Annotated in this window: 11 protein-coding genes; 4 read left to right on the plus strand and 7 right to left on the minus strand. The window is 44.3% G+C overall.

Translation table 11 applies throughout. The features are described from left to right. Positions 1 to 27 precede the first annotated feature (27 nt). The 3 genes from HY960_15345 to HY960_15355 form a co-directional block, all read right to left on the minus strand. Positions 28 to 1572: a fused MFS/spermidine synthase gene (locus tag HY960_15345; protein ID MBI5217130.1), complete on the minus strand. Its 1545-nt coding sequence runs from the start codon at positions 1570 to 1572 to the stop codon at positions 28 to 30. Positions 1573 to 1780: 208 nt separating this feature from the next. Continuing rightward, positions 1781 to 2821 (minus strand): cytochrome d ubiquinol oxidase subunit II, encoded by a 1041-nt coding sequence (gene cydB, locus HY960_15350; GenBank protein MBI5217131.1) that lies wholly within the window; start codon positions 2819 to 2821, stop codon positions 1781 to 1783. A gap of 2 nt (positions 2822 to 2823) precedes the next feature. Continuing rightward, complete coding sequence (locus HY960_15355) at positions 2824 to 4170, minus strand: cytochrome ubiquinol oxidase subunit I (protein ID MBI5217132.1); 1347 nt, start codon at positions 4168 to 4170, stop codon at positions 2824 to 2826. 226 nt (positions 4171 to 4396) lie between these two features. Between HY960_15355 and HY960_15360 the strand changes: the two genes are divergently transcribed. The 3 genes from HY960_15360 (at position 4397) to HY960_15370 (ending at position 7521) form a co-directional block, all read left to right on the plus strand. Next, positions 4397 to 5977: a hypothetical protein gene (locus HY960_15360; GenBank protein MBI5217133.1), complete on the plus strand. Its 1581-nt coding sequence runs from the start codon at positions 4397 to 4399 to the stop codon at positions 5975 to 5977. Between the two features lie 165 nt (positions 5978 to 6142). After that, positions 6143 to 6421: a GIY-YIG nuclease family protein gene (locus HY960_15365; protein MBI5217134.1), complete on the plus strand. Its 279-nt coding sequence runs from the start codon at positions 6143 to 6145 to the stop codon at positions 6419 to 6421. A gap of 308 nt (positions 6422 to 6729) precedes the next feature. Further along, complete coding sequence (locus HY960_15370; protein ID MBI5217135.1) at positions 6730 to 7521, plus strand: hypothetical protein; 792 nt, start codon at positions 6730 to 6732, stop codon at positions 7519 to 7521. Between the two features lie 60 nt (positions 7522 to 7581). On the opposite strand, the gene HY960_15375 is transcribed toward HY960_15370, so the two are convergent. The 4 genes from HY960_15375 to HY960_15390 form a co-directional block, all read right to left on the minus strand. Continuing rightward, a complete protein-coding gene (locus HY960_15375; protein ID MBI5217136.1) occupies positions 7582 to 8271 on the minus strand; it encodes a class I SAM-dependent methyltransferase in 690 nt (229 codons plus the stop codon). Beyond that, entirely contained in the window at positions 8243 to 8749 is a 507-nt protein-coding gene (locus tag HY960_15380) for an arsenate reductase ArsC (protein MBI5217137.1), read from the minus strand. The genes HY960_15375 and HY960_15380 overlap by 29 nt, the downstream gene beginning before the upstream one ends. A 38-nt stretch (positions 8750 to 8787) precedes the next feature. Beyond that, positions 8788 to 9846, minus strand: coding sequence for an ACR3 family arsenite efflux transporter (arsB, locus tag HY960_15385; GenBank protein MBI5217138.1), 1059 nt, complete (start codon positions 9844 to 9846; stop codon positions 8788 to 8790). Positions 9847 to 10004: 158 nt separating this feature from the next. Continuing rightward, complete coding sequence (locus HY960_15390; GenBank protein ID MBI5217139.1) at positions 10005 to 10445, minus strand: MerR family transcriptional regulator; 441 nt, start codon at positions 10443 to 10445, stop codon at positions 10005 to 10007. A gap of 412 nt (positions 10446 to 10857) precedes the next feature. Here HY960_15390 and HY960_15395 point away from each other — a divergent pair. Next, positions 10858 to 11346 (plus strand): hypothetical protein (locus HY960_15395; GenBank protein MBI5217140.1); only part of this gene is annotated, 489 nt, incomplete at its 3' end.

An 11346-nucleotide genomic window follows, 5' to 3' on the forward strand; every position in this document is an offset into this window, starting at 1 on the left:
ACTGGAAACCGTAAACAGTCAGCTAATTTACCAACTCATCTTTACTTTGTAATGTGCAAAGTACTCGTGTAATTCTTTTCTCGCTGCATAATTAATTTCTTCCGCTCTCACATCAACCGGATTTTTATCATCTGTCAGAATAGTAGCATGTTCAAATTTTGGGATGAAACGATTATCCCAAGCGTGTACTTTTTGATATCCGGGACCGTATCGCCAAGCGGGGTCGTAGGTGACATTATCTTCCGGAACGCGTTTCGGTTCTAATCGTTGCTGTGATGCAAGAAGAACGACATTACCGAAAGATGAAGGAGGTTCTTCTATCGGCAAAACAAGAACGTTCTGAAAAACTGATTTCAGCGTTGCGGTAAAAGTGCTGATAATCGGGTCGTCCCATCCTTTTGTTTCGATGTTTACAGCAAGGATACCGTTTGGCACCAGACGGGATGAAAGTAGTTGATAGGCTTCATTCGTACAAAGATGAAAAGGAATGGAACTGCTTCCGAACGCATCGAGCATAATTACGTCGTATTTCTTTTGTGTTGATTGAAGAAACTGTCTCCCATCCATTTCGAAAAGATTTGCTTCCGAACGGCTCAATCCGAAATACTTTTCCGCCATTGAAATGACGACCGGGTCAATTTCCACAGCATCAACCTGCCATGAATGATAGTCGTATTGCTTGACGAGCGAGCCGCCGCCAAGTCCAATCACCAATGCTGTTCCCGGTTCATCAAAAAAATATTTCGGCAGTTCCATCACCGCGCAATAATGGACGCTTGAGCGCCATGTTGAAGTATCGGCACGGCTGTGAATTCCCCCGTCAATAAGGAGATGGCGTTGCTCTTCAATATCAAGTACGCGGAGTTCTCCATAAGAACTCTCTTCAATTGCAAGAAGTCCTTCAGAGGGATTCGGCAACACTTCGGGATTGTTTCGGAAAATCAATCCCGCAAAAAGAATGAGCATGATGGCAGAGACTCGCGTTAGTTTCGATTTCTTTTCGATTCTCGAACCGACTATTGCAGTGATGAGAAGGAGAAAACCGAGAATCAGAAGAAGCGCTGTGACCCCGACGTTCGGAATCAAAACATATCCGGTAAGCAATGCAGAAACAACGCTTGCAAGAGTTGAAATTGCGTTGAGATTGCCGGCAGTTTTCCCTATTGTCTCAAGCGAGGTCGCTTTTAGCTTGATGGCAAACGGATTCACCATTCCGAGAAGCATGAGCGGAGGAAAAAATAAAATGAACGCGGCGACAAGAACTGCTGTCCGTAGTCCTAACGGTTCAGCAAGTGTGAGAAACGGATGACGAATCCACGGGATGAGGAGAATCCAGACTCCGGAAATGAGCAACAACAAACTGAGACGACTCAGGCTTGCATTCTTGTCTGCCATTTTCCCGCCGAGCATGTAGCCAAGACTTAACGCCGCAAGCGTAACGGAAATAAGAGCCGACCAGAGAAAAATACTGACGCCATAAAACGGACCCAGTACCCGCGTCCCGAGAATTTCCAGCGCAAGTACAACTGCTCCGACAACGGAGACGAGCCAATAGAGAAAAAAGTTTTTCATTGATTATTTGATGAATGTGACTGAGCCTACTCTAAAACAAAGAATACATATTGTTAGATTGATTTTGTACAAAAACCAATGATATTGTTTTTCAAACTGTCTTAAGATTCGGCTCATGAATGCTACATGATTGCGGTAAATATAAACAAAAGTGGAGTCCAATTGCAATTGGACTCCACTTAAAAATACTACAAAATTGAATTTGTGCTCAGTAAACATCTTCCTGAAGATTCACCTTCCCCCGAAATGCACGATACACATAAATAAAATATCCGCTTGCAAGAACAATTCCCACGAGCCACCAAACGAAACCGACACTTAATCCGTATTCCTGTGCGGATGAATTATAAATTGTCAGACTAAGATTCGGGTCGGTGGAGGCGGGAAGAACTTTCGGGTACAAGCCAAACGCAGTGCTTGCCAACATTCCTCCGATGAACATCGTTGAACTGAGAAACGCGCTCATGTCTGCTTCTCGTTTATTAAAGTAGAATGTCCCGAACAATCCGCATACACCGAGAACCGGGAACATGTATCCCCAGAAATGTTCAAAGTAATTATCCCAAATTTCAGGATGGATGTACCATGTTGCTGAGAAAACGAGAGTGGAAGTCAGCAACATTCCCCACCATGCTTTGCCGGAGATTGCCCGTGCACGGGTTTGGAGTTCGCCTTCTGTTTTCACAACGATGTAATTCGCGCCATGAACGGTAAGAGTGAAGAGCGCAACGAGTCCCATGAGAACAGTGAACCAATCAAGAATGCCGGCATCGGGAACGACAGTGAACGTTGTCCAGAGCGGCTCGAAGAAATAGCCATCGGCATTGAGCGGAACCCCTCGTACAACATTACCGAGCGCCGCACCGAAAAAGATAGCAAGTAAAATACTCGACCCCGCAAACATGGTATCCCAAAACCGAATCCACATCGGGTGATGAAGTTGATGACGGAACTCGATACCGAGAGCGCGCAACATAATCAGCCAGAGAACAATCATCAGCGGAAGATAGAAGCCGCTGAAACTTGAAGCATACAAAAGTGGAAATGCAAGATAGAGCGAACCGCCCGCCGCAAGCAACCAGACTTCATTTCCGTCCCACACAGGACCGATTGCTTTGATAATCATTTCCCGTTCCCGAGGAGATTTTGTGATGAGTAAATGAATGATGCCAGCGCCAAGGTCAAAGCCATCGAGGATGACGTACATGGTGAGCATGAAGGTGACGATAGTGAACCAAAGAGTTTCCATTGTTATGATTCCTTTCCTTTGTTGAATGCCAACGCATCGGGACCCGCGTTGATTTTTTTAATCACTAACAATACAAACAACACTCCCAGTACAAAATACATCCCAAGAAATCCAAGCAGGGTGAACAATCCGTTACCGGCAGAAACCATCGTTGAAGTTCCATCTACTGTGCGAAGCAGACCATACACAAGCCACGGTTGGCGACCAAGTTCCGCGGTCATCCATCCGGCTGTGTTGCAAATGTACGGAAAAGGAAAACTAACAAACAGAATCCACAACACCCATCGCTGCTCAAACAATTTCTTTTTCCAAAGCAGAAATGTTGAAAGCGCCATGATTGCAATGAAGATTGTTCCCAATCCGACCATGATATGATAACTATAATAAAGGAGCGGGATGTTCGTGGGCCACTGGTCTTTCGGGAACGAATCGAGACCTCGCACTTCCGCGTTCCATCGGTAGTAGGTCAGGAAACTGAGCATCTTCGGAACATACAATGGATTATCCATCTTCATTTTTTCCATGTCGGGCTGACCGAGAATCATCAACTCGGCGCCTTCTTTCGTTTCAAACAATCCTTCCATCGCGGCAAGTGTTACCGGCTGATGTTGTGCCACGTACATTCCTTGCCTGTCGCCGCTTGGGAATAATTCAAACACGCTGGCTATAATTCCGGTGACGACCCCGATACGGATAAACATTTTTCCGAAGTCATGGTCTCTTCGTGCAAGAAGATAGAACGCCCCGACAGAAGCCATGACGAACGAAGCCGTAACAACAGAGCCGCCCATCGTGTGAAGATATTGCCAGAACGCCCACGGATTGAAAATCAATCCCCAGAAATCATTCACATGCACGGAGCCATCGGTGGCGATAGAGTAGGCGACCGGATGTTGCATCCATGCGTTCGTTGCAACAATCAAATAACCGGAAATCCATGAGCCGAGCCAAACGGCAATTGCCGTTAGGAAATGTCCTTTCTGTCCAAGCTTCTTTTCACCGTAGAGAAACAAGCCGAGGAAGGCAGATTCAAGAAAAAATGCAAACACACCTTCCATCGCGAGTGTTTGTCCGATAACGCCGCCGGCAAAGGTGGAGAAGCGCGCCCAGTTCGTTCCGAATTGAAACTCCATCGGGATGCCTGTGACGACTCCCATCGCAAAGTTGATGGCGAAAATTTTCGCCCAGAATCGCGCGGCAATATTGTATGATTCTTTTTTCTTTTTGATTGCCAACCATTTGAGAATGACAATCAACAGTCCGAGTCCCATCGTGAGTTGCGGGAACAGGTAATGATATGAAATCGTGAAGGCGAATTGAAGGCGGTGGATTAGAAGTGCATCATCCATAAAGGAAGTTTAAAGTAAAAAGTTACAAATGTTAACATGAGTGCGGGTGAAATATAGTCAAACAGATGAAAAGGGGAAAGAATCGCTTGTTCAGAAATCAAGGATGAAATGAGTATATTTGTGCCCGAAATATTTCTCGAAAGCAAATCAAATGAAACAGTTCAACTTCTCTCTATTTATTATCCTCCTTTTTACAGTTACAACCGTGCATGCTCAACATAATTCCATGACACTCAAACAACAAATCGAACGCTTCGCTCCGACGGAGATTAAAGCAGACGTTTCCAAACTTTCGGATGGAGACAAGCAAGCGCTCTCGAAACTTGTCGAAGCGGCGAAGTTGATGGACTCATTATATTTGCGTCAGGTATGGTCGGGGAATATTGATGTGTTGAACAAGTTACAACATGACGCTTTACCCGATGGAAAAGAACGGTTGAAATATTTTCTCATCAACATGGGACCTTGGTCGAAGTTAGACCATGACGAGCCGTTCATCGAAGGCGTTCCTCATCCGAAACCGTCAGGCGCGAATTATTATCCCGAAGACATGACGAAAGAGGAATTCAATCAATGGCTTGCTTCGTTACCGGAGGATGAACAGAAAAAGGCTACGGGGTTTTTCTATACTATCAGAAGAGATGAAGCCAAGAAATTGAAGTTGGTTCCGTATAACGAGGAGTACAAAACATTTCTTGAGCCTGCCGCACAGTTGTTGAATGAAGCATCGGAATTAACGGAGAATCCCTCCCTGAAAAAATTTCTTGCAGCAAGAGCAGAAGCATTTTCGAGCAACAACTATTATGAAAGCGATGTCGTGTGGATGGATTTGGATTCACCGATAGAACCGACAATTGGTCCGTATGAAGTGTATCTCGATGAGATGTTCAATTACAAGGCAGCGTTCGAAGCATTCATCACGCTGAGGAATGATGAGGAGACAAAAAAGTTGGAGAAGTTTTCAGGATACTTGCAGGAGATTGAAAACAACCTGCCTATTGATGAGAAATATCGCAATCCTAAGTTAGGTGCATCGTCGCCGATTCGTGTTGTTGATTTAGTGGTTACCGGAGGCGAGTCGCGTGCCGGAGTGCAAACCGCCGCGTTCAATCTTCCGAATGATGAACAGGTAACCAAAGAGAAAGGAAGCAAGCGCGTCATGTTGAAGAATGTTCAGCAGGCAAAATTCGATAAAGCGCTCGTTCCGATTTCAAAAGTAGCTGTTGACGAGAAACAGTTAGACAACATTTCGTTCGAGCCATTCTTCACACATATTCTTGCACACGAATTGATGCACGGACTCGGACCTCATTCAATCACCGTTGATGGAAAAGAAACAACGGTACGACAGGCGATGAAAGAATTAAGTTCTGCACTTGAAGAAGCGAAAGCGGATATTTCCGGTTTGTTCTGTCTTCAGTATTTGATTGACAAAGGCTTGCTTGAAAAATCATTTGAAGAACAAATGTATGTGACGTATCTTGCCGGCGTTTTTCGTTCGGTACGATTTGGTATCAAGGAAGCGCATGGACGGGGGATGGCGTTGCAATTTAATTACCTGATTGATGAAGGAGCAGTCAGTTACAATCCTTCGACTCAGAAGTTTTCGGTTGACGGAGAGAAGATGAAGAAAGCATCAACGAAGTTAACGGGCGAGATTATGACCATTCAGGCAGAAGGAAATTATCAGAAAGCAAAACAATTGCTCGACAAGTATGCTGTCATTCGTCCCGAAATGCAAGCGGTGCTTGATAAACTTACCGATGTCCCTGTTGATATTGCACCGAGTTATCCAAGCGCGAGGTAGGTATATGAATTGTCATATCGAGTATCCCGCTCAAGGAGCAGATGATGAGACAGTTTCTTTTCCCGGACACAGAACTGAACAGTGAGATTGCTTCACCCCGCTGAAGCGGGGTTCGCAATGACCGTAATCTTTATGTATGCAGAGCAACAATACTTTGTTTATATAATGACGAATAAAAATAACACTGTGTTATATACAGGTGTTACTAATAATCTCGCCAGAAGAGTTTGGGAACATAAGGAAAAAATACACCAAGGATTTACAAGCAGGTATAACATAACAAAGTTAGTTTACTATGAAGTGTTCAGAGACCCCTACAATGCGATTGACCGAGAAAAACAAATTAAAGCAGGTTCACGGATCAAGAAGATTAATCTGGTAAAGAAAGTAAACCCCTCATGGGAAGATTTGTATCTTGAAGGTGAAATTCTTTCAGTTGAATAAGGAAGAATATTGTCATTGCGGCACTCTGACCCCGGACAAGGTTCGTTTTAGAAATGAACTGCATGATATAGTTCATTCGTGATAGTCACGTTTTTATTTTGGGGTTGAGATTGCTTTACCCCGCTCTACGAGCCGTTGGCTGAAATGGGATTCGCAATGGCTCGCCCTTCGGTGTCATTGCGAATCCCGTTCATCAAGTATCAGAACGGGATGAAGCAATCTCAATAGTGGGTGTACGGACAATCCGTAATCAGAAATTCAAATATCATATTGCAAATAATATCAATACAACAATTACAGAAAAAACTATGGCTGAATATCAAAAACATTTATACATGATAGTCTTTCCTATCAACGCTTTGGTGGCGTCACAATTGTCGCCGAAGGAATTTTCACAACACTACACCATCGGAAGTGCGAAACACTTCCGGGGCAAGGTCGTCTTTGCAGAAGTGGACATCAATTTCCGCGATCCGTACTTCGACATTGAACATTACCTTTCGCTCACGGTCAACAAGCCGGATGGAAGTCCGAAGAAGACAAAGTTCATCTCCTCGTACCGTGTGCTTGAAAATGTAGATTTGAAAGCGCTCAAAAATCTCTACCTTGTAACCGCAAACGGTATGATGCTCGAAATTGCATCGCAACCGTACACAGCAGTAAACGAACCGGGCTTGGTTCGGATTTATCAGGAACTCACTCCTCTTTCCAATCTGATTGCATCTACACTCGACCAGCGTGCATTCGGAAAATATATCACCAGCGAAAGCAAATCGAAGAGCGCTCCGAAGATTTGTTTTACTCAGTACGAGTTTAACATCAATGAGTTTGTTGAGAAAAATAAAAACAGGGAAATCTGGTATTCCCCGATTCCGGAAACGCATCCCTCGCGTTTGTTTGAATACATCAGACAACTCCAAACGGACCCAACGAAGAAAACCAAAACACTGAATCTGAATACAACATTTCTTGATGCATCATACACATTGATTCGTCATGGATTCTGGTTTGCCGCCGGCAACGAACTGCTTTTCTACCCGATGCCCTCGCAAACAGAATTGGAAAACAATCATTACGATTGGTGGAAGTTTATCAGATAGCAGAGTTCAAATATCAATACAAAAGAAAACCCCGCTTGTTGCAAGACGGGGTTTTTTGTTTCATGTTCGCTCGATGACACAAAACAAACTTGATTCATCCACTTCTTCGATTGTCACCCGAATATTTTTTATGTGTGAAGTAAGTTCCTTGAATTGTTCGGCTGACACTGTTGTTGCGGTGAATCCATCCTTGCAGATAATATTTCCGTTGACTGTTTTTTCGTAATCAATTTCTCCCAGCAACCCGGCTTCAGATTGTAGTCGAAACCATTCCAACCGATGCTTCCAGAATTTTTCGGAGTACGTAGAGAACAAAATCACACCGCCTCGTTTTGTAACACGAACACTTTCCCGTAGTAACTCCTCTTGGCTGACATGAAAAGCAGAAATTCCGTTTTGGATACAGACAACACAAGCAAACATTTCATCTTTGAACGAAAGTCGGATTGCATTCATAAGCGCTACTGAACAGTTTGGAACGTGGTGGAGTAATTGTTCGGCAAGTTGAAGACTCGGATATGATTTGTCTATTCCAAACACGTGCGCCGCTTTCCGTGCAAGAGATGGAAGTATTCTTCCATAGCCACAGCCCAACTCTAACACCGTATCTTCGCGTCTAATGTACTTCAGGACATGTTCGACTTCCGCATCGAAGTATTGTTGAACACGAGGAGGTGCAATTTCGTAGCATCGTTTCAACTTTTCGGCTGAAAGAACGGAGTCATAATAATTTATTGAAATATGATTCAACGGAACATTCTCGGTTAGAAATATCTTTGAGGTAGACCAGTAATGTTTCTTTCATCTCATCCCGCACACGCCGAAACACAGCCAATACCTCCTCCTCGGTTCCGCTCGCCCGTACCGGGTCATAGAACGGGAGGTGAACTTTATTTCCTTCGCCAAGCCAGACGGGACATGCGGCGTCGCCTTCTTCGCAGACGGTGATAACAATATCGAATGGCTGTCCATGAAACTCTGAAACTTCTTTCGAGCGATGCCCGGAAATGTCAATGCCGATTTCTGCCATCACTTTGATTGCATTGGGATTGACATACGTGGACATGTATCCCGCTGAGTAAGCGTCAAAGTGTTCACCAAGATAATGCCGCGTCAATCCTTCAGCCATCTGACTGCGGCAGGAGTTGGCGACACAAAGGAAGAGAACTTTTAATTTCTGATTGCCTTGCCCGCCGAAGGCGGGTGAAATTTCTGATTTCTGATTCATGATTCAGGATGGATGATGAGGTTTTTTGTTTTGAATTTTTACACGACCGAGGATTTGGCGGCAAAGTATTTTTGCTGGAAGAAGAGCGCAACATTCACCAAGCCGATGAGAACAGGAACCTCGACAAGTGGTCCAATGACGGCGGCGAATGCTTCACCCGAATTTATTCCGAAGACAGCAACGGCAACAGCAATCGCAAGTTCAAAATTGTTGCTTGCGGCGGTGAAGGAGAGTGTTGCAGTCTTAGAATAATCTGCGCCGATGTTCTTTCCCATAAAAAACGAAACGAGAAACATAATGATAAAATACAACACCAACGGAATCGCAATGCGAACAACATCGAGCGGAATTTTTACAATGTATTCTCCTTTGAGCGAGAACATCACGAAGATGGTGAAGAGGAGTGCAACCAATGTCAGCGGGCTAATCTTCGGAATGAATTTTTTCTCGTACCATTCTTTCCCGTTGAGTTTGATGAACAGAAACCGGGAGATAATTCCGGCAATGAACGGAATGCCGAGGTAGATAAAAACGCTTTCTGCGATTTGTCCGATGGTGATGTTCACCGTGAAAGTTTTCAATCCAAGCCACGAAGGGAATACGGTAAGGAACACATACGCATAGAACGAAAAGAACAAGACCTGAAAAATAGAATTGAACGCAACTAATCCGGCGGCATATTCGGTATCTCCTTTTGCAAGTTCGTTCCAGACAATCACCATCGCGATGCACCGTGCAAGCCCGATGAGAATGACACCTGCCATATATTCCGGGTAGTCGTGAAGAAAGACAACGGCGAGAACAAACATCAGGATTGGTCCGATGAACCAGTTTTGAACGAGCGAAAGTCCCAGCACTTTTGTATTCCGGAAAACGTCGCCGAGTTCTTCGTACTTCACTTTGGCGAGCGGGGGATACATCATCAATATCAAACCGATGGCGATGGGAATATTGGTTGTGCCGCTACTGAGCGAATCCCAGAACTGTGCAATGTTCGGAAAAAGAAATCCTGACATGACGCCAATGAACATCGAAAGGAAAATCCAAAGCGTGAGGTAGCGGTCAAGGAAACGGAGTCGTTTGGAGATGGCGCTCACGTGATTAGCAGAGACATAGTATGTGAAGAATTATTTGCGGAAGAAGATACTATTGTTTTCTCTTTTCATCAAAAAGAAACGTACGAAGCCAATGAACAAAAATTGTAGGGCAGACATTCCTGTCTGCCCATGACACTGTATTGCTGTTCGGCGAAACTTTACACGGAAGCCGCAGGCGCAACCGTAAATGTTGCAATCGTCTGTTTCAACACACTGCAATTGGTGATGTTGTTATAGACGGCGCATTCGCGGCATTCATCGCTTTTGCATTTCCAGTTTTTCCCGCTCACCATCCAGCATGGTTTATCATGTTCATGAAATGCGGGACAACTATTCCGGACATCTTCCGGGCAATCTTTTATTTTCCAGCACGGAATCATCGCAAGCAAACGCTTGATTCCTTCCACGCTGACTTTCTCCTTGTTAATCATTCCTCTCATGCACCGGATTCGTTCGATATCAACCTCCGAGAAACGACGGTGTCTGCTCTCCCGGCGGTACGGGATAATCAACCCGTCCCGTTCATACAACCGCAATGTCGGGATGGAAACTCCGAGAATATCTGCCGCCTCGCCGATGGTATAAAATTGCTCTTTCATGCTGAAAACCTGTTCGTGTATTGTTGATAGAAAAAAATCTCTATTTATAATTGTCAGAGAATGTGCCAGAAAAATTCTGGTAATCTGAAACAAATTGCTTGTCCTCTATTCAGATGCTCTCAGTTTTGAAGGATGGGTTTGCAGAAATGAAAATGCAGAAAGATGTTGCCGATAATTCAGGAAGTGTTCGGGGAAAATCTTAGCGGCATTGTTTCTTCTGAACACTTTACGCGCCCCGAAAGAAAACTGTTTCCTTTAGCCGTAATTTATTGGATGTCACTAATTGATTTTTCCAAGTATGCTTCTTATGTTGGTGCGACAAATAGTTAGAAAGATGAACCATGAATAATACCGTGAACACTAAGGGATTGTCAGCCCGGAGACGGGTTGCATGAGGCGATTTGAAAAAGTAATGAACCACTCTCTCTTTTTGATTGTAAAGGTTATCCTGTTAATCATTTTAATCTTGGTAAGTTTTTCTTGTGAAGAAGATGAAACACAACCCGATGAAACACCCAAACCAGGCAAGCGGGATTACACATGGACAGTTGACACCCTCGCTTACCCCGGCAGTTTCCAAACTTTGATGCAGGATATTTGGGCAAGTTCTCCGACAGACGTTTATGTGGTAGGACATAATGACCAAAACCGCGGACAAATGTATCATTTTAATGGTGTTCAATGGTCACCTGTCAAACTTCTTGTTATTGAAGGTGGAGGTGTCACTACCGGACCAATTGACCTGGGCGCAATTTATGGTTTTGCAGCGAATGATATTTATGCTGTTGGCGAACGAATTTACCAAAACCCAAGCCCTCCCCCGAACTTTCTTGATAGCAGTCTTATCATTCATTTTGATGGAAGACAATGGAAAGAAGAGGTTTCACAAAGAGGATTGTTA

Source organism: Ignavibacteriota bacterium (genome assembly GCA_016212665.1).
GTDB lineage: Bacteria > Bacteroidota > Ignavibacteria > UBA10030 > SZUA-254 > FW602-bin19.